This window comes from Gemmobacter denitrificans, from assembly GCF_036964905.1.
Taxonomy (GTDB): domain Bacteria; phylum Pseudomonadota; class Alphaproteobacteria; order Rhodobacterales; family Rhodobacteraceae; genus Gemmobacter; species Gemmobacter denitrificans.
The window spans coordinates 91638-109920 of the sequence record NZ_JBALHR010000008.1 but is presented as its reverse complement, the minus strand read 5'-3'; the positions used below and the strand labels follow the sequence as shown (position 1 = coordinate 109920).

Here is an 18283-nt window from a genome sequence, read left to right as displayed (position 1 = left end):
GGCTTGCCGGAAACCGTAACGGGATATAGCGAGGACCCATGTCGATCTGGGAATATGCCAACCCCAAGAAATTCGCCGAAACCGCCGCGAAGGTGCAACCCTTTGCCTGGGCGCTGGCAGGGCTGACCCTTGGGGTAGGGCTGGTCTGGGGTTTCTTCTTCACGCCGGATGATTACAAGCAGGGCTCGACCGTGAAGATCATCTTCATCCATGTGCCTGCGGCCATGATGGCGGTCAATGTCTGGGGCATGATGCTGGTCACCAGTCTGGTCTGGCTGATCCGCCGCCACCATGTCAGCGCTTTGGCCGCGCGGGCGGCAGCGCCGGTGGGCATGGTCTTCACCCTGATTGCGCTCGCGACCGGGGCGCTGTGGGGCCAGCCGATGTGGGGCACCTGGTGGGAATGGGATCCGCGGCTGACGTCGTTCCTGATCCTGTTTCTGTTCTATCTGGGCTATATCGCCCTTTGGGCGGCGGTCGAAGACCCGGATACAGCGGCCGATCTGACATCGGTGCTGTGCATGGTCGGATCGGTATTCGCGGCTCTTAGCCGCTATGCGGTGAAGTTCTGGAACCAGGGCCTGCATCAGGACAGCACGATCCTGAAGGTGGGCGAGAAAGACCCGTTGGACCCGGCCTATTATCAGCCGCTGGTGTTGTGTCTGATCGGCTTTGTCGCGCTGTTCGTGGCGCTGGTGCTGCTGCGCACCGTGACCGAAATCCGCCTGCGCCGTCTTGCGGTTCTGGCTGCAAGGGAGCGTCTGGCATGATGCCTGAACTTGGCAAATATGCGGGGGCGGTTCTGTCCTCTTACGCGGTGGCCCTTGGCCTCTTGGCGGTGATCGTGGGGCTGTCGCTATGGCGGGCAGCCCGGGTGAAGCGGGCGCTGGATGCGGTCGAAGCCCGTCAGGAAGGAAAACGCTGATGCGCTGGATCGTTGCTGTGCCGCCTTTGGCCTTTGCGGGCCTTGCGCTGTTGTTCTGGACCGGGATGCAGCGGGAAAACCCCGATGCGCTGCCTTCGGCACTGGTGAACAAGGCGGCTCCTCAGGTGCAAGTCACGCCCTTGGGGGATCTGCCGCTGCTGACCCCGGACGCGCTGACAGCGCCGGGGGTGAAGTTGGTGAACTTCTGGGCCAGCTGGTGCGGCCCCTGTCGCGCCGAACATCCGATGCTGGAACAGTTGCGCGCCGAAGGCGTGGTGATCCATGGCGTGAACTACAAGGACAAGCCCGATCAGGCGCTTGGCTTTCTGGCAGAACTGGGCAATCCCTATGCCAGTATCGGGGCCGATGCGGGCCGCATGGCGCTGGACTGGGGCGTGTATGGCGTGCCCGAAACCTATGTGATCAATGGCAAGGGGGACGTGGTGTTGCGCCATGCCGGGCCGATCACCGCGCAGGAACTGGATCGTGTGATCCGCCCGGCCCTCGCCAAGGCGGCGGAATAGAGCCGGACCCTTTCAGCCGATCAGCATCAGGCCCAAGAGCAGCAGCAGTCCACCTTCCAGCCAGAACAGGCCCGGCAGGGTCAGACGCGGCGCTGCCGAACGGGGCAGGCGGTCGATCTCTTTCTGGTTCAGAAGCGGGGGGAAGGGCATTCGTCATCTCCATGGCAGCGCCCCAAGGTTACTGCCGCAAGGGTTGATGAACTGTCGCCCCGCTGACATATCGCAGGCAACAGATTGTTTCCTGCTGCGGGGTGCGACCATGCAAAAGGCCCCGGCATTGCCGGGGCCTTTGCGTTTGTATCGGGGCGCTATCAGGCCTGCGCCAGATCGCGCAGCACATAATGCAGCACGCCGCCATTTTCGACATATTCGATCTCGATCGCGGTATCGATGCGGCACTTGATCTGGATCGTCTTTTCGCTGCCATCCGCATAGCGGATGGTGCAGGGTACGTTCGACAGCGGCTTCAGATCGCCTTCGAGGCCATGGATCGACACCACTTCATCGCCAGTCAGACCGAGCGTCTTGCGGGTATCGCCATTGGTGAACTCGAACGGGATGACGCCCATGCCCACGAGGTTGGAGCGGTGGATACGCTCAAACGATTCCGCGATCACGGCCTTCACGCCCAGAAGTGCTGTGCCCTTGGCCGCCCAGTCACGCGAGGAGCCTGCGCCATATTCGATACCGCCAAAGATCACCAGCGGGGTGCCCTCGGCCTGATAGGCCATCGAAGCGTCATAGATCGAGGTCTGCACCCCATCCGGCCCTTTGGTGTAACCGCCTTCCACGCCATCCAGCATCTCGTTCTTGATGCGGATATTCGCGAAAGTGCCGCGCATCATCACCTCATGGTTGCCACGACGGGCGCCATAGGAGTTGAACTCGCTCACCGGCACCTGACGTTCCGTCAGGTATTTGCCGGCGGGCGTGCCCGCCTTGAACGAACCGGCCGGGCTGATGTGGTCGGTGGTGATCATGTCGCCCAGCAGGGCCAGAACACGGGCACCGTCGATATTCTTGATCGCGCCCTTGGTCTTGGCCATGCCCTGGAAATAGGGCGGGTTCTGGATATAGGTCGAGGTCGCGGGCCAGTCATAGGTCTCGCTCTCGGTGACCTTCACCGCCTGCCACTTCTCATCGCCCTTGAACACATCGGCGTATTTCTTCTGGAAAGCCTCGCGCGTCACAACCTGATGCACGATATCGGCGATTTCCTGATTGGTCGGCCAGATGTCCTTCAGGTAAACCGGCTGGCCGTCTTTCGACACGCCGATGGCTTCCTTGGTGATGTCGATGTTCATGTCGCCCGCGATGGCATAGGCCACGCAGAGCGGCGGCGAGGCGAGGTAGTTCGCGCGCACATCCGGCGAGATCCGGCCTTCGAAGTTGCGGTTGCCCGACAGCACGGCGGTGGCGACCAGATCGCCCTCGTTGATGGCCTTGGAGATTTCCGGTTGCAGCGGCCCCGAGTTGCCGATGCAGGTGGTGCAGCCATAGCCAGCCAGGTTGAAGCCGACATAATCGAGGTCTTCCTGCAGGCCCGCGGCCTCCAGATATTCGCTCACGACCTGAGACCCGGGGGCGAGCGAGGTCTTCACCCACGGCTTGCGGGTCAGGCCAAGCGCGCGCGCCTTGCGCGCCACCAGACCGGCGCCGATCAGCACATAGGGGTTCGAGGTGTTGGTGCAGGAGGTGATGGCAGCGATCACAACCTTGCCCGAGGACAGTTTGTAATCCTGCCCTTCAACCGCCACTTCCACGCCCATCGGACGCTTGAAGCTGGCTTCCATCTCCTTGGCAAAGCCTGCCTTTGCTTCGGTCAGCGGCAGGTAATCCTGCGGGCGCTTGGGGCCAGAAATCGCCGGAACGATGGTCCCCATGTCGAGTTCCAGCGTCGAGGTATAGACCGGGCTGTAATCGGCATCGCGCCACATGCCATTGGCCTTGGCATAGGCCTCGACCAGCGCGATACGGGCCTCTTCGCGGCCGGTGTTGCGCAGGTAGCGCAGGGTTTCGTTGTCGATCGGGAAGAAACCGCAGGTGGCGCCGTATTCCGGGGCCATGTTGGCAATCGTCGCCCGGTCGGCCAGCGGCAGGTGATCCAGACCTTCGCCGTAGAATTCGACGAACTTGTTCACCACGCCATGTTTGCGCAGCATTTGAACCACTTTCAGCACGAGGTCGGTGGCGGTGGTGCCCTCAACCATCTTGCCGGTCAGCTTGAAGCCGACAACTTCCGGGATCAGCATCGAGACCGGCTGGCCCAGCATCGCGGCCTCGGCCTCGATCCCGCCCACGCCCCAGCCCAGAACGGCCATGCCGTTGACCATGGTAGTGTGGCTGTCGGTGCCCACCAGCGTGTCCGGGTAAGCCACTTCCTCGCCATTCTGGTCCTTGTCGGTCCAGACGGTCTGCGCCAGATATTCCAGGTTCACCTGGTGGCAGATGCCGGTGCCGGGCGGCACCACACGGAAGTTGTTGAAGGCGTTCTGACCCCATTTCAGGAAGACATAGCGCTCCATGTTCCGCTCATATTCGCGGTCCACGTTCATCTGGAAGGCGCGGGGATGGCCGAATTCGTCGATCATCACCGAGTGGTCGATCACCAGATCAACCGGGTTCAGCGGGTTGATCTTCTGCGCGTCGCCGCCCAGACCCTTGATGCCATCGCGCATCGCGGCGAGGTCCACAACAGCCGGAACGCCGGTGAAATCCTGCATCAGCACGCGGGCCGGGCGATAGGCGATCTCGATCGGGTTCTTGCCGCCCAGCTTGCCCCAGTCGGAAAACGCCTTGATGTCTTCGACGGTGACGGTCTTGCCATCCTCGAAGCGCAGCATGTTTTCCAGCACCACCTTCAGCGCGGCGGGAAGCTTGGAGAACTCGCCCAGACCGGCGGCCTCGGCGGCGGGGATCGAGTAATAGGCGACGGTCTGGCCGCCTGCGGTCAGGGTCTTGCGCGTCTTGGCTGTGTCGTGTCCGACGGTGACGGTCATGTCTCGCCTCCTGGCTGTGGCTCGGATTTGCAGGGCGCTTGGGGCGCACCCCGACGGGGTCGGTTCCCCATGGTTCATGCCGCATTGCGGCGCGTCACGCAAGGGAATCTGCGATCCTTGTATGCAATTGTATGCAGAAAATCCAGCCCTCATTTCGGGCTTGCGCGCCCGGTTTTGCCTGTGTTGCGCTGTCTCGCAATTCCTTGATTGGCACGTCATCGCGCAATTGGCTAGAAGCAGTTCATGCAAAGGGGAATGACCGCGATGAAGATGATGGCAATCGGCACCGCCTGCGGCCTGTTCGCAGCCTTGGCACAGGCCGCTGCGGCGCAGGATCGCCCGGTTGTGGTAGAGCTCTACACCTCGCAGGGATGTTCGTCCTGCCCGCCGGCGGATGACTTCTTTGCCACGCTGGCCGCTGATCCGGGGGTCATTCCGCTGGCTCTGCATGTGGATTACTGGGATTACATCGGCTGGGCCGACGCCTTTGCCAGCCCGCATTTCACGGCACGCCAGAAGGCCTATGCCCGCGCATCGGGAAGCCGCACGATCTATACGCCGCAGCTGATCATCGATGGCGGCACCCGGATCGAAGGCAACGAACCTGAAAGGGTTCTTGAGGCCATTGCCAATGCCCGTGCCGTGCCGCCCGCATTTGATCTGACATTGACGCGCGAAGGCGGCAGTCTTCGCATCCGCGCCAGCGCAAGGCCGGGGGCGGTTCAGCCGGTGAAGGTGCAGCTTGTGCGCTATCACGATGAGGAAACCGTCAGCATCGACCGGGGCGAAAATGCCGGTCGCACGGTCACCTATCGCAATATCGTCACCGATTGGCAGCCGGTGGCCGATTGGGCCGGCGAGCCGCCGCTTGACCTGGCTGTAAAGCTTGAGGGCGAGGGGCCGGCTGTGGTGATCCTGCAATCCGCTGGCCCGGCGGACATCGTCGCGGCAGCCCGGATCGACTGATCAGGCCTTCCAGCGCCGGTGAATCCAGAACCACTGATCCAGATGCTGGCGGACATGCGTCTCCAGATGATCGTTCAGCGCCTGGGTCATCGCTTCGGGTGTGCCATGCGGGATCGGAGCATCGACCAGAATGTCGAAATCCAGCCCGTTGGTCATCCGCGTCGCATAGGTGGGCACGATCAGGGCATCATATTTCAGCGCGAGTTCCGCCGCTGACAAGGCGGTCAGCGCCGGTTGGCCGAAAAAGCTCAGCCGGACGCCGCGGTTCATGTGCTGGTCCTGCACGATCCCCAGAAAACCGCCGGATCGCAGGAAGCGGATCATCTCGGCCATGCCGGACCGCCCGCGCGCAAACAGCGGGGTGCCGATGGCCGAAATGGCCGCCACATAATGGGCGTTGAAAAATCTGTTGGTCATCGGGCGATAGAGCCCACCCACTGGAAAGCCCCGACCGATCAGCGCTGCCCGGCTGGCGTCGTAATTGCCGAAATGCCCGGTCACCAGCACGACGGGGCGGCCTGTGGCGCGGGCTTCCTCCAGCGCGGCAAGCCCGGGGCCATGCAGGGGGGCGGCCTTTGCGCGGGCGACAAAGGCCGCGCCGGAATAGAGTTCGATCACAGTGCGGCCGACATTGTCGGGCACTGCCCGCAGCATCCGCTGGATTTCGGGTTCGGGCATGTCGGGGAAGATCAGCTTCAGGTTTTCACGCACGCGGCGGTCATACCCGGCCAATGGCGCGATGACGCGCGCAAAGACCCATCCGCAAAGGGGCACCCGCCAGCGATAGGGCAGCAGCAGCAAGAAGCCGATCAGGCCGCGCAGAAGCAGATTCTGCAGCCAGTGATCTATGCGGAACCGGGCGGCGGCGGCCAAATCTTATCCCTGACGTTGCAACTGTCTTTCGCGGTGCCAGACATAGAGCCCGGCCCCGATGATCACAAGGGCACCAAGGATGGTCGGCCCGTCGGGCCATTCGTCGAACAGGACAATTCCCCAACCGGTGGCAAAGACGATGCCAAGATAGCCGAAGGGCGCGATGGCCGAGGCTTCGGCCATGGTAAAGGCCCGGATCAGGCAGAATTGCGCAAAAGACCCCAGCCCACCCACCAGCGCAAATTTCCACAGGTCTGCCGGGGCGATAGGCTGCCAGATGCCGGGCATCATCAGGCTGGTGACCAGCGTGCCGAACAGCGCGGAATAGAGCAGTGAGGTGCGCAGGTCTTCATCCCCGCCTACCTTGCGGGTTGCAATCGCGAAGCCCGCAAAGCAGATGGCACAGGCCAGCGGCAGCAGGGCTGCGGGCTGGAACACCCCAAGCCCGGGCCGGATGATGATCAGGGCGCCAATCAGGGCCACAACGATACCGGCGATGCGGCGCGGCCCCAGCTTTTCGCCCAGAAACAGGGCAGCACCAAGGGTGATGAGCACCGGGTTCACATCGGTGATGGCGGTCGCCTCGGCCAGACCGATATGCCCGAGGCTGAGGAAGAAGAAGGCCGTCGCCCCGAACTGGAACACCGAACGCAGTGCCTGCAGCCCGGGATGGCGGCTGCGCAGCAGCGGCAACAGACGTGGCAGGAAAATTACGGCCAGAATGACGGTCTGTCCGGTATAGCGCGCCCAGACCACCTGCAATGCCGGGTAATCGGCGATCATCGTCTTGGCCAGCGCATCCATGCCAGTGAATGTGACAAGGGCGGCCAGCATCCACAGGATGCCTCGGCTGTTCTGGATCTGGGTCATCGGGCCTGCCTTTCGCGGGCGACCCTAGGGGTGCAGGCCAGAAAGGGCAAGGCGGCGTGGCTTTGGCCACGATGCCCTTTGCCTGCGGGCGATCAGTCTTCCTCCTCGTCCTGGATCAGCGACAATTCGCCCTCGCGTTCCAGCGCGCGGATGGCATCGACGATGGAGTTCATCGCAGCTTCGGCCTCTTTCTCCTTCACCTTGCCGCGTTCGGCCATTTCTTCGCGCAGGCCCTGCGCCATGCGTTGCGAGAGATTGGCCAGAATGAATTCGGCCGCCGCTTCACGTTCCGGCTGGCCTTGTGATCCGGCCAGCGCGGTGACCAGTGTGGCCTGATCGACGGCGCGGGTCAGCTTGGGGATATCGCGTGGGCCCACCCGGGCAGGAATATGCACAAAGGTGAAGATCGCCTTGCGCACCTGCTCGGCGAAGCCCTGATCGGCCTCGTCCAGCCCGCGCAGCACATCTTCCCGCGTGACTTCGGGCGAGACGTTGAGGATAGCCCCAACCCGCTCCACCGGGCCGGCCTCAAATGCCTTGGGCGGTGCGCTGTCCAGTTGCATCAACAGCGAAATTCCGATGCGCCGCACCGTGCCCGGATCGACATTGGCCGTCTGTGACATGGCAAAGGCCACACGGCGGGCCTTTTCGCCCGGCAACTTGCCCAGCAGCGTCGCCGCCTTGGCAACCGGCAGCTTCGACAGCATGACAGCCGCCACTTCGGTGCTTTCCTCGTCCAGCACCGGTTTCAGCGTTTCGATGGGCATGGCGGTGATGCGATCCCATGGATCGGTATCGGCGCGCACACCGACCATCCGCCGCAGCCGTGTGGCCGTCGATGCGGAAATATGCCCATCCATCAACGACAAGGCACCTTCCAGACCGCCGGGGAAGGACAGGCCGACCTGTTCCAATTCGCCCAGAAATTCGGCCACAACAGCCTGAAGCGTATCGCGATCCACCAGCCGCATCTGCCCAATCTGCTGGGCCAGATCAGCCTGCATCCCTTCGGGCAATGAGGAAACCGGCAATGGTGATCCTTCGGCCAGCATCAGACGCACGATGATGGCCGCCTTCTGTTTGCGCGTAAGAGATACTGGTGACCCGATGCCCGAAGCGGCGATCTGGTTGGGGTATACACGAGCGAGTGCCTGAGACATGCTGCCTCCTGATTCCTGCAGTATCCGCAGTCTTTCAGGCGGCGGTTAACAGGCACTTAGCTTGAGACGGCCTGACAGCTGCGGGTTTCGGAATTCCACTGCGTGCCCTCGGCGCAACTGATCTGCGCCTGTTCGGCCCGGTCGTGGCAGCCCTTTGCCAAAGCTGGCCCTGTAAGAGCCAGCGCGACAAGCAAGGAAAGGCGGAGCGTCTTCATCGGCATCTCCTTCATGAACAGGGCAGACATGCGCAGCCGCCCCTCTGCGATCGGTATCAATAATCGGCGGTGAGGCCGGTTTCGATGGCGCGGGCCAGGGATTGATGGGCCCAGCTGTTCGTGGCCCCCGCCGCCGCGATTTCGGCAAGCTGCGTACGGGCCATGTCATATTCGCCCTGATCCACCAAAGCCTGACCGTAATAGCTGCGCGCCAGCACATTGCGCGGATTGGCGACCAGAGCCGCCTCATAGACCTTCAGGCCTTCCTCGATCCGGCCGGTCTTGCGCAGGGTGAAGGCGTCATAGGTCATCACCCGGTCGGTGCGGCCTTCGGTCATTGCTGCCAGCACCCGGCGCGCATCCTCGGGGCGCCCGGCCCAAGCGAGTTCGCGCACCGCGCCAAAGCGGGTGTCATCATCCAGCCGTGCATCTTCGGGGTTTACGCAGGCGGCGGTCTTTTCATCCCAGACCTGACCCTTCTTGCAATCCTTGCTGGTTTGCGTGGGCTTTGGCGGGGCGGTGTCGTCCGATCCGGCGGCAAGGGCGGCGCAGGGCAGGGCGGCAATCAGGATGGCGGCGATCAGGCGCATGGATATCTCCTTGGGTCTTGGGAAAAGCTAGCACGGTTTGGTGCGTTTCAACGGACAAACCGCCGTGATCGGACCTTGGTCCGAGGCAAGGAAAGCCAGTCGATCAACGAAGTGCAGGCGGCGATATGGGCGAACATGGCGATGGCTCCAGATGACAAAGGGGGCAGGCCCATTCGGCCTGCCCCCCTGAAATGCCATGTCGGTCGTGGTGGCGCTGTTACGCGCGGAACACCCGGGCAAAGATCGTATCGACATGTTTGGTGTGATAGCCGAGATCGAATTTCTCTTCGATCTCGGCGGGGGACAGGGCCGCGGTGACCTCCGGGTCGGCCAGCAGTTCGGTCTTGAAATCGGCGCCCTGCTCCCAGACCTTCATGGCGTTGCGCTGCACGAGGCGATAGCTGTCTTCACGGCTGACCCCGGCCTGGGTGAGCGCCAAGAGCACGCGCTGCGACATGACCAGACCTTTGAACTTGTTCATGTTGCGCAGCATGTTTTCCGGATAGATCACCAGCTTTTCCACCACGCCCGCCAGACGGTGCAGCGCGAAATCCAGCGTGACCGTTGTATCGGGGCCGATGGCACGCTCCACGCTTGAATGGCTGATGTCACGCTCATGCCAAAGCGCCACGTTTTCCAGCGCCGGGATGACGGACATGCGGACAAGCCGGGCCAGGCCCGTGAGGTTTTCGGTCAGCACCGGGTTGCGCTTGTGCGGCATGGCGCTGCTGCCCTTTTGGCCGGGCGAGAAGAACTCTTCGGCCTCCAGCACCTCGGTGCGCTGCATGTGGCGGATCTCGATGGCGATGTTTTCGATGCTGGAGGCGATAACGCCCAGCGTGGCGAAGAACATGGCGTGACGGTCGCGCGGGATGACCTGGGTGGAGACGGGCTCGGGCATCAGGCCCAGTTTTTCGCAGACATATTCTTCGACAAAGGGGTCGATATTGGCGAAGGTGCCGACCGCGCCCGAAATGGCGCCGGTGCGGATATCCTCGCGTGCGGCGACAAGGCGGCGGCGGTTGCGGTCCATTTCGGCGTAGAAGCGGGCGAAGGTGAGGCCCATGGTGGTCGGCTCGGCATGGATGCCATGGCTGCGGCCGATGCGGACGGTGTCCTTGTGTTCAAAGGCCCGTGCCTTCAGGGCGGCCAGCACGCGGTCCAGCCCCACCAGCAGCAGATCGGCGGCGCGGACCAGCTGGATGTTCAGCGTGGTGTCGAGCACATCCGACGAGGTCATGCCCTGATGGACAAAGCGCGCATCTTCCGAACCGATATGTTCGGCCAGATGGGTGAGGAAGGCGATGACGTCATGTTTGGTGACGGCCTCGATCTCATCGATGCGGGCGACATCAAAGGTCACATCCCTGGCCTTCCAGACGGCCTCGGCATTGGCCTTCGGGATCACCCCGAGGATGGCTTGCGCGTCGCAGGCATGGGCCTCGATCTCGTACCAGATGCGGAAACGGGTCTGCGGTTCCCAGATGGCAACCATTTCGGGGCGGGAATAGCGCGGGATCATCACGGACCTCTGACTGGCTTTGGGGGGCGAGGCCCCCTTAGACCGCGCGGGCCCGAGGTGCAAGGCCGCAACATGGCGGCCCGACGTTGCAGCGATCAGTGGCCATGCAGGACCAAGGGCCGCGCGCCTGCCATTGCACAGCGGATGTTGACACACCTATGAGTTGCAAAAATCTGCAAAAAATCGTCCTAGGCGTGCGTCGTGGCGGCGGAACTGGCTTGATCCGGCGAACCCTTGGGATGACATTCCGCCCGACGCAAACACGCCAGGTTGCGTCGAGTGATTCTGTTTCAATCAGTAAAGGAATGATGTGATGGCCAACGTCTCAGTCACTGCCCGTACCGGATCGGGCTTCAGCACGACAGTTACGAAGGATCATTTTGGTTCGGGGTTCGAAAACCGTGGGCAAAGCACCGGCGAGGGCCCGCTGCGCGAGGTGATCGAAAAAACGGATCTGCCATTGGTGCGCTATCCCGGGGGCAGCCAGACAGAACGGTTTTTTGATCCGGCAAAACCTGATAATCCCTTGCCACGTGATGTTATCGATAATGACAACGAGACCGCTGATTTCGAGCCGATGACGACATTCCTGACCAATGCCAAACGCTTGTATCCAGTGTCATCATGGTGATTCCGACATGGCGGTATTTCGATACAAAAACCCGCAGTTTGAAGTCAGATGCGAGAAATGAAATCACCAGCTTTGTTAAGAAGGTGCTGGAAAGTGGCGCCGATATTCGTGCCTTTGAAATCGGGAACGCATGGCATCAGTTTGTGAAACTAGGTGACGCCTTTAAACATGCGTCTACTGCCACGAAGTTAAGTGGATGGACGGCAAAAGAGTTCGGAGAGCTGCAATCTCTGATCGCGCTGGCCGTTCATCGGGCGATTGAAGATTACAAAACCAAGAACACGCTGAACTCTGAGGCGGATATCTGGGTGCAATCCGGTCAAAAAGGCGAAGGCGATTTTGATTGGAGCGGAACGAACGACAATCTGGAAATCTTCGGTGAATTCGGGGTTTTGGAATGGGCATCAGTTGATGGAATTGTCGATCGCTTTTATCAGAACACGGGCGACCCCAATCTTGGCCTAGAAAATGGCAATGATCCACTGGATCCTTACTATTTTAACCGCAGCAAGTGGCCGGTACTCAGCCGCCCTGACAGGATCTGGGATGCGTTAGACAAACTGAACCTTGCGTATGGCAATCTTGATCTTGTGGCCACCGAGTGGAACCTGCGGGCCGATCGTATAGAAAACGAAGAAGGCGAAGAACTATCCGGCGACGATGCCAATATCACCGGGCTTGAACGCCTGCCCCTGTTTCTGCATCTCTTCGCACGGATGATCGAGGCGGGGGTCGATGCAGGCAGTCTCTTTTCGATAAAGGCCCTTGGCGACAGCAATGGCGGGCTGAGCCGGCAAATGGACCTCGACGGTGATCTGACGCCGACCGGGCTCTTGTTCCGGATGATGCGCGACAGTCTGCCCGGCACCAAGCTCGTCAACCCCGGTGGCGACGAATTGACGGACGCCGACATCGTATTCAAGGATGCCAATGGCCAGAACGCGGGACTGACTTTCACATATACCGGAAACGACCAGACGGTGATCTGGTTTGCCAATGGGCGCGGAGAACGGCTTGACCTGACGGCGAATATTGCGGCCTATACCTCGGGCAGCAATGTGCATGTCCATGCGACCAAGCTGATTTTCGACCCCGACGCGGCCGGGGCAACAACGCCCGTATCGGCAGTTGCCGATGCCAGAACCGTCGGCTTTTCCCTGGACAAGATCGATGGGGCGACACAGGGTGATGGTCGAGTTGCCTTCCATCTTGACGATTTCGAGGTCATGCAGATCGTCATCACCAAGGGGCGCGGTGTCACGCTCAAGGGCGATGATCAGACCAAAGGCAACGATTTCCTGACCGGTTCGGCCTATAATGACAATCTGATGGGCTATGATGGCAATGACCTTCTGACCGGCGGTGGCGGCGATGACAGGCTGAGCGGTGGCGCAGGTACGGACAGGCTGGTCGGGGGTGTTGGCACCGACAGATTTGTGTTCGACACCGCATTGGGCGCCAGCAATGTCGATACCATCGAATTCTTCCGCCCGGATGTTGATCAAATCCGGTTGGAGAACGACATCTTCAAGGGCCTTACTGCGGGGCGCGCGCTGGCCGATGATCGCTTTGCCGCCAACACCACCGGCAATGCAACCGACGCCAGTGACCGGATCATCTATGAGACCGACACTGGCAAGGTATTCTACGATGCCGATGGTTCGGGATCGGGGGCGAAGGTTTTGTTTGCCATTCTCGAGAACAAACCCGTTCTGGACAGCGGTGACTTCATCGTGATCTGATCGGGTTTCCCGGGGATTGTCCTTGATCCGGCAGCCGGCCATGGCCATCAAAAGCCATGGCCGTTCTGTTTATGGGGGGGGACGATGCGCCGAAGCGGGGTTCTGGTGCTGGCGCTGTTGCCCGGCATTGCCATGGCAGGGGACTGGGAGCCGCTGGAGGGCGATGCACTGCGTGCGGCCCTGACCGCGCGCACGCTGGCCTATCAGGGCGGCGCTATGCAGGGGTTCTTTGCCGATGGGCGCACGCTCTATGAAACGCCCGAGCCAAGCTGGGGGCGTTGGCGGGTGGAAGGCGGCCAGTATTGCAGCCAATGGCCGCCGTCCGATCTTTGGGCCTGCTATGGGGTGGAACGCAACGGGATCGACCTGCGCTTCATCGCGGGCGACGGATCGGTGACGCAAGGGCGCTACATCGATCTGAACTGACCGCAGGGCAGGGCGGTTCAGCCAAAGGCTGCGCGCCATTCGGCTGGAACGGCATAGGGATGGATCAGCCCTGCCATCATCAGAACAAGCCCCAACCCGAATGTCAGACCGACCAGTGCGATCGTGATGATCGGGGCCTGCTGTCCCCTGCGCCGCAAGACCGCCAGCCCGGCATGGGTGACCAGTGCGGTCACAGCCACCGTGTAATAGGGGGCGAAGAACAGCGCCCAGAACCCGGATTGCAGGCCTGCCGCCGCGAAATGGAGGTTGGTATCGGTCCCCGTCGCGCGGGCGGCCAGAACGGCACTGACATGGATCATCAGAAACCCCGCGAGGGCCGCGCCCGAGATAGCCTGCCACCGCCGGAGCCCACGCCAGCGCCACGCTCGTCCGCGCCACAGCAGGCGCATCCCGCTGCCGGTCTGCCCCACCAGCGCGGCAAGCAGCAGCACCTCGATCAGCGGCTGGCGCCAGATCGCGCGAAAGGGCGCTGACAGCGCGAGATGGGCTTCGGGCCCGGCGATCAGCCCGATCAGGTGATGGGCCATGTGGCTGACCAGAAAGGCGGCAAGCAACAGGGCTGTCAGACGGTGCAGACGGATCAGGGTCATGTGGCAGGCCTTTGGCTGGGGTTAGCGGGGCGGCAGATGCAGGCCTGCGCCGATCAGAGCAGACAGCAGGGCGAACAAGGTCCATTGCGGCAGTGCCCAAGGGCAGCCGAAACGGCGCAGACTTTCGGTCAGGAACCGCGCCGTGAAAGACAGTGCCACGCCCAAGGGCAGAAAGGCCAGTTCCGCCCGCCCGCGTGCTGCGGCCCAAAGGCTGGCGGTCATCAGCCCAAGCAGGGCACTGGTCAGGTGCCAGAGTACAGACCAGACGGCCTTGTCCGGTTCGGGGATCGGTGAGGCCTGCATCGGGCGGTGATGATCCCGCCCGCCCTGCACAACATGGATCAGCAGGATCGCGGCCGCGCCCAGGGCGGCGGCATCCAGCCAGAGGTTCGGGGGCAGGGGCATCGGGCGATTCCAGTTCCATACGCACCCGTATGGTTGCATCAGTGACGTGGCTTGCGCAAGACCATACGCATGCGTATGTTTGCCGCATGATCGACCCTGCCCCGCAAGATGCCCGATCCGATCGCGTGTCCCCGCTGCGCCGCCAGCGGCTGTCAGCGCAGGACTGGCTGGCTGCAGCCATGCGGGCACTTGTTGCAGGCGGGCCGGGAGCCTTGAAGGTGGAACCTCTCGCCCGCAGTCTGGGCACGACAAAGGGATCGTTCTATTGGCATTTCGCCGATCCGCAGGCCCTGCGCGATGCGCTGATCGCGCTGTGGTTCCGGTTGGGCGAGGCGGAAATCACCGCCTCGGTCATGGCACGGGGCGCGCGCGGGATCGCTGCGCTGGAAGCCTTGCTGGACCGTATCGCCCAGCCCCCGCATGACACATGGGGCGGGCCGGGGGCCGAGGCCGCGATCCGGGCCTGGGCTTTTGCCGATCCGGTGGTGGCGGCGGCTGTCACGGAAATGGATGGGCGGCGGCTGGCGGTGCTGCGCCAGTTCTTCGCCGAGGCGGGGCAGGGGGATGAACAGGCCGCAGCCAGCGCACGGCTGTTCTATGCCGCCGTGATTGGGCAAGAGGCGCTGGCCCTGACCTGCCCCGGAGATCTGCGCGCCGTCTTGCAGGCCCAGCTGCAAATGCTGTTGCGCGCCTGACCTTTACAACGCGTTCTTGCCGCGGTGCAGCTCCCATTCCTCGACCACCGTTCCGTCGGGCAGGTGGCAATAGCCGGCCTCACCCGCCTGTTCCTGCCGGAGTTCCAGCCGCCCGCCCAGTTCGGCGCAATACTGGCTAGCGGGGTTGGTCATGCTGGCCCAGCGGCCGGGCCCCGGAGGCTCGCCCCGTCCGCCGCCCCCGCAGGCCGACAAAAGGGCAAGGCAGACAAGTGCGGCGGTCAGGCGCATGGTCGGGCTCCGGGTCAGGCCATCCCCATCAATCGCGGATCAAAGGGATAGCGGGTCAGGTTTTCATGCCCATTTTCGGTAATAAGCACCTGATCTTCAAGCTTGATCGAGAAGTCTCCGCCTTCCGGGCTGACCAGGGCCTCGACGCAGAGCACCATTCCCGGTTCCAGCGCCACTTCAAAGGCCCCATCCACCCAGCCGTCGGGATAAGGGACGAAGGGCCATTCGTCACAGAGGCCCACCCCGTGCATCTTGCAGGAATATTTCTGTTTCCAGTACCGGTCTTCCAACTGATGCCCGCCGAAGGTCAGCTCGCGGATGGTGACGCCGGGCTTGAGCATGGCCATATTCGTATCGATATGGTCGCGCGCATGCTGCATCGCACTGATCATCGCAGTCGTGGGGCGCTGATCCCCCACCCACCAGGTGCGGCTGATGTCGATGCAAATGCCATAGCAGCCGATCAGATCGGTATCGAAGGCCACGATTTCATTGTTCTGCATAAGGCGCGGCCCGCATTCCTGAAACCACGGATTTGTCCGCGGCCCAGAGGCCAGCAGCCGGGTTTCGATCCACTCCCCGCCCCGGCGGATGTTGCCCTTGTGCAGTTCGGCCCAGATGTCATCTTCGGATACTCCGCCACCCGGCACATGGGCGCGGGTGAATGCCTCCATCTCGGCAATCGCCGCTTCGCAGGCGTGATGGGCGCAGCGCATGGCGGCAATGTCTTCCGGCCCCTTGATGGCGCGGGTGCGTTCGGTGACGACTTCGCCTTCCAGCACCTCGAACCCTGCCGCCTCCAGCGCGCGCAGGCCATGCACCATGATCTTGTCCACTGCCAGACGGCGGTTTGATCCGGCATGGGCCGCCATCACCTCGGTCACCTGTGCGGCAAAGGCGCCTGCATCCTGCGCGGTGCGATCGCCGCAGACATTGTAGAAGAAACTTGCCCCCGAACGCAGTTCGGCGACCAGCGGGTTGAAGGTCACCAGAAACGGCGAATTCTTGTATTCCCACATCAACATATGCCCATCGGCGCAGAGCAGGCAGGCGCGGAACGGGTTGTGGCTGTTCCATAGCTGCATATTGGTGGTGTCGGTCGCATAGCGGATGTTCAGCGGATCAAACATCAGAAGGCCGCCGATATCACGCTCAACCAGCGCCTGTGTCAGCCGCTGCCAGCGCCAGCGGCGCATCGCGTCAAGATCGGGCGGCACGAGCCCGGCGGCCTGCCATTCGGCAAAGGCAAGCTGGGTCGGGCCGATTTCTACCCGGTCATTGTCATTGGGGCTGCCATCGCCAAGGCGCTCGCCCCGGGCTGGATCGATCTTGCGGCGGGTTTCGGCATAGCTGATGGACATGGCGGCCTCCCTTGGTTGAGGCAGGGTTGCGCGCCGGGGGCATGCACGCTTTGCCCGGGGCGACAGGGGCTGTCGTCTTTGGGCTGGCCCGGCGGCGGGGCGGGAGATAGGGTCGCGGGCATGACCCAGCCTGTTCTGCAATCCCGCCTGCCTTTCGCCCCCTGGATGGACCCCCGCACCCGCCGCCTGCCCGGTATTCTGCCGGTGGAGGGCGAAGATTGGCTGCGGGTGGACGATGCCTTTGCGGGCCAGATGGCCGAACGCGACATGCGGCTGGGCACGCAGAAATCTGCCGTTCACGCCCTGTTGCCCGAAGCCGAGTTGGCGGCACAGGAATTGCTGGACAGGGTGATGGAACGCCTGCCCGCGCTTGGCCACCAGATCGGCCCGGACCATGTGCTGCGCCCGGATGGCGTGCGGATCACGCTTGACCGGACGCAACCGCTCCTGACAGCGGGCCGGCTGGTGCAAGAGGATTTGTGCATTCTGCAGCAGCAGGGGGCCGAAGCCGTGCTGACAGGCGCGGTTCTGTGCTTTCCGGCAAGCTGGACGCTGGCGGAGAAGATCGGCAAGCCGATGACGGCGATCCATGCGCCGGTCGATCATTACACCGACGATCTGGCCCGCCGGGTGCAGCGCATGTTCGATGCGATCCGGCCCGGGCAGGCGCTGTGGCGGATGAATGCGCTGGTCTATGACGACCCCGAACTGTTTCAGCCCCGGCCCGAAGGGGCCCGGCGCCCGCGCCCGGTTCATCGTCTGTACATGCGCAGCGAAAGGCAATGCCTGCTGCGGCTGGCCAAAAGCGAGGCGGTGGTCTTCACCATCCACACCTATCTGGTCCGGCTGGAGGATCTTTCGGCCGCAGAACGCGCCGGTCTGGCCGAGGCCGGGCTGTGACGCGGGTTCTGATCGTCTCGGCCCATCCGGCCGCGCGCAGCCTGACGGGGCAACTGGCGGACCGTCTGGCAGAAGTTGCCGGGCCCGATGTGGAACGGCTTGATCTCTATGCGCGCGGCTTTTCCCCGGCCCTGACGGCGGCAGAGCGTGCCTCCACCTATGCCGATGCCTTCGATACCCGCGACGTTGCCGATGAGATCGCGCAACTGCGACGGGCCGAGGTGCTGGTGCTGGTCTTCCCGACCTGGTGGTTCGGTTTGCCTGCGATCCTGAAGGGCTGGATCGACCGGGTCTGGGCACCGGGCCATGCCTATGATCATGCCAGCGATCTGGGCCCTATCACCGGGCGGCTGACCGGCTTGCGCGCTGTTCTGGTTGTCACCACGCTGGGGGCGCCGGCCTGGGTGGACTGGCTGGTGCTGCGCCGACCGGTCCGGCGTGTGCTGCGATGGGGGGTGGTGAAGGTCTGCGCCCCGCAAGCGCGGTTTGCCTTTCACGCGCTCTATGCGGCGGAAAAGGTCACCCCGGAACGGTTGGCCGGGTTCGAGGCGCGGGTGATCCGCACCTTGCGCCGTCTGCTGTAGGGGCCTGCCCGGATCGACCGGGCAGGCAATGCCAT

At 62.9% G+C, this 18283-nt stretch carries 22 protein-coding genes; 10 read left to right on the top strand and 12 right to left on the bottom strand.

Annotated features, from left to right (window positions below; all coding sequences use genetic code 11):
- The first annotated feature begins 38 nt into the window (after positions 1-38).
- Genes V6590_RS13695 through V6590_RS13685 form a run of 3 tightly spaced genes read left to right on the top strand, consistent with a single transcriptional unit; the run spans position 39 to position 1449 of the window.
- Positions 39-770 carry a heme ABC transporter permease gene (locus V6590_RS13695; protein WP_335424020.1) on the top strand — a complete coding sequence of 244 codons (732 nt, stop codon included), beginning with the start codon at positions 39-41 and terminating at the stop codon, positions 768-770.
- On the top strand, positions 767-925 hold the full coding sequence (gene ccmD, locus V6590_RS13690) for a heme exporter protein CcmD (RefSeq protein ID WP_335424018.1): 159 nt from the start codon (positions 767-769) through the stop codon (positions 923-925). The genes V6590_RS13695 and ccmD overlap by 4 nt, the downstream gene beginning before the upstream one ends.
- A complete protein-coding gene (locus tag V6590_RS13685; protein ID WP_335424016.1) occupies positions 925-1449 on the top strand; it encodes a DsbE family thiol:disulfide interchange protein in 525 nt (174 codons plus the stop codon). The genes ccmD and V6590_RS13685 overlap by 1 nt, the downstream gene beginning before the upstream one ends.
- A 12-nt stretch (positions 1450-1461) precedes the next feature.
- Here the strand turns inward: V6590_RS13685 and V6590_RS13680 are convergent, their stop codons facing one another.
- Together V6590_RS13680 and acnA are read right to left on the bottom strand one after the other, a co-directional pair.
- Positions 1462-1599, bottom strand: a complete 138-nt coding sequence (locus V6590_RS13680) for a hypothetical protein (protein WP_335424014.1) — start codon at positions 1597-1599, stop codon at positions 1462-1464.
- Between the two features lie 161 nt (positions 1600-1760).
- Entirely contained in the window at positions 1761-4448 is a 2688-nt protein-coding gene (gene acnA, locus V6590_RS13675; protein WP_335424013.1) for an aconitate hydratase AcnA, read from the bottom strand.
- A gap of 264 nt (positions 4449-4712) precedes the next feature.
- On the opposite strand from acnA, the gene V6590_RS13670 reads away from it, so the two are divergent.
- Positions 4713-5414, top strand: a complete 702-nt coding sequence (locus tag V6590_RS13670; RefSeq protein WP_335424011.1) for a DUF1223 domain-containing protein — start codon at positions 4713-4715, stop codon at positions 5412-5414.
- On the opposite strand, the gene V6590_RS13665 is transcribed toward V6590_RS13670, so the two are convergent.
- From V6590_RS13665 to purB, 6 genes are all read right to left on the bottom strand, one after another.
- On the bottom strand, positions 5415-6287 hold the full coding sequence (locus V6590_RS13665) for a lysophospholipid acyltransferase family protein (RefSeq protein ID WP_335424010.1): 873 nt from the start codon (positions 6285-6287) through the stop codon (positions 5415-5417).
- Between the two features lie 3 nt (positions 6288-6290).
- On the bottom strand, positions 6291-7157 hold the full coding sequence (locus V6590_RS13660; protein WP_335424008.1) for a DMT family transporter: 867 nt from the start codon (positions 7155-7157) through the stop codon (positions 6291-6293).
- A gap of 92 nt (positions 7158-7249) precedes the next feature.
- The gene (locus V6590_RS13655; protein ID WP_335424007.1) at positions 7250-8317 is read right to left on the bottom strand and encodes a flagellar motor switch protein FliG; all 1068 of its coding nucleotides are present in this window, start codon (positions 8315-8317) and stop codon (positions 7250-7252) included.
- 56 nt (positions 8318-8373) lie between these two features.
- Positions 8374-8532: a hypothetical protein gene (locus V6590_RS13650; protein ID WP_335424004.1), complete on the bottom strand. Its 159-nt coding sequence runs from the start codon at positions 8530-8532 to the stop codon at positions 8374-8376.
- A gap of 56 nt (positions 8533-8588) precedes the next feature.
- Positions 8589-9122 (bottom strand): tetratricopeptide repeat protein, encoded by a 534-nt coding sequence (locus V6590_RS13645; protein ID WP_335424003.1) that lies wholly within the window; start codon positions 9120-9122, stop codon positions 8589-8591.
- A gap of 217 nt (positions 9123-9339) precedes the next feature.
- A complete protein-coding gene (purB, locus tag V6590_RS13640; RefSeq protein ID WP_335424000.1) occupies positions 9340-10644 on the bottom strand; it encodes an adenylosuccinate lyase in 1305 nt (434 codons plus the stop codon).
- A gap of 313 nt (positions 10645-10957) precedes the next feature.
- Here purB and V6590_RS13635 point away from each other — a divergent pair, with 313 nt between their 5' ends.
- The 3 genes from V6590_RS13635 to V6590_RS13625 all read left to right on the top strand — a co-directional run bounded on the left by V6590_RS13635 (position 10958) and on the right by V6590_RS13625 (position 13443).
- Entirely contained in the window at positions 10958-11275 is a 318-nt protein-coding gene (locus V6590_RS13635) for a hypothetical protein (RefSeq protein WP_335423998.1), read from the top strand.
- Positions 11269-13017 carry a calcium-binding protein gene (locus V6590_RS13630; protein WP_335423996.1) on the top strand — a complete coding sequence of 583 codons (1749 nt, stop codon included), beginning with the start codon at positions 11269-11271 and terminating at the stop codon, positions 13015-13017. The genes V6590_RS13635 and V6590_RS13630 overlap by 7 nt, the downstream gene beginning before the upstream one ends.
- An 84-nt stretch (positions 13018-13101) precedes the next feature.
- Entirely contained in the window at positions 13102-13443 is a 342-nt protein-coding gene (locus tag V6590_RS13625) for a hypothetical protein (RefSeq protein ID WP_335423995.1), read from the top strand.
- 17 nt (positions 13444-13460) lie between these two features.
- Here the strand turns inward: V6590_RS13625 and V6590_RS13620 are convergent, their stop codons facing one another.
- On the bottom strand, positions 13461-14054 hold the full coding sequence (locus V6590_RS13620; protein ID WP_335423993.1) for a hypothetical protein: 594 nt from the start codon (positions 14052-14054) through the stop codon (positions 13461-13463).
- A gap of 21 nt (positions 14055-14075) precedes the next feature.
- Positions 14076-14459: a hypothetical protein gene (locus V6590_RS13615; protein ID WP_335423991.1), complete on the bottom strand. Its 384-nt coding sequence runs from the start codon at positions 14457-14459 to the stop codon at positions 14076-14078.
- A gap of 86 nt (positions 14460-14545) precedes the next feature.
- On the opposite strand from V6590_RS13615, the gene V6590_RS13610 reads away from it, so the two are divergent.
- Complete coding sequence (locus V6590_RS13610; protein WP_335423989.1) at positions 14546-15154, top strand: TetR/AcrR family transcriptional regulator; 609 nt, start codon at positions 14546-14548, stop codon at positions 15152-15154.
- Between the two features lie 3 nt (positions 15155-15157).
- Here V6590_RS13610 and V6590_RS13605 read toward each other — a convergent pair whose 3' ends face one another.
- Together V6590_RS13605 and dddP are read right to left on the bottom strand one after the other, a co-directional pair.
- Entirely contained in the window at positions 15158-15403 is a 246-nt protein-coding gene (locus V6590_RS13605; RefSeq protein WP_335423987.1) for a putative hemolysin, read from the bottom strand.
- Between the two features lie 14 nt (positions 15404-15417).
- Positions 15418-16764 carry a dimethylsulfonioproprionate lyase DddP gene (dddP, locus tag V6590_RS13600; RefSeq protein ID WP_335423985.1) on the bottom strand — a complete coding sequence of 449 codons (1347 nt, stop codon included), beginning with the start codon at positions 16762-16764 and terminating at the stop codon, positions 15418-15420.
- A 120-nt stretch (positions 16765-16884) separates the two neighbouring features.
- Here dddP and V6590_RS13595 point away from each other — a divergent pair, with 120 nt between their 5' ends.
- On the top strand, positions 16885-17664 hold the full coding sequence (locus V6590_RS13595) for a heme-dependent oxidative N-demethylase family protein (protein ID WP_335423983.1): 780 nt from the start codon (positions 16885-16887) through the stop codon (positions 17662-17664).
- On the top strand, positions 17661-18248 hold the full coding sequence (locus V6590_RS13590; RefSeq protein ID WP_335423981.1) for an NAD(P)H-dependent oxidoreductase: 588 nt from the start codon (positions 17661-17663) through the stop codon (positions 18246-18248). The genes V6590_RS13595 and V6590_RS13590 overlap by 4 nt, the downstream gene beginning before the upstream one ends.
- Positions 18249-18283: the final 35 nt, after the last annotated feature.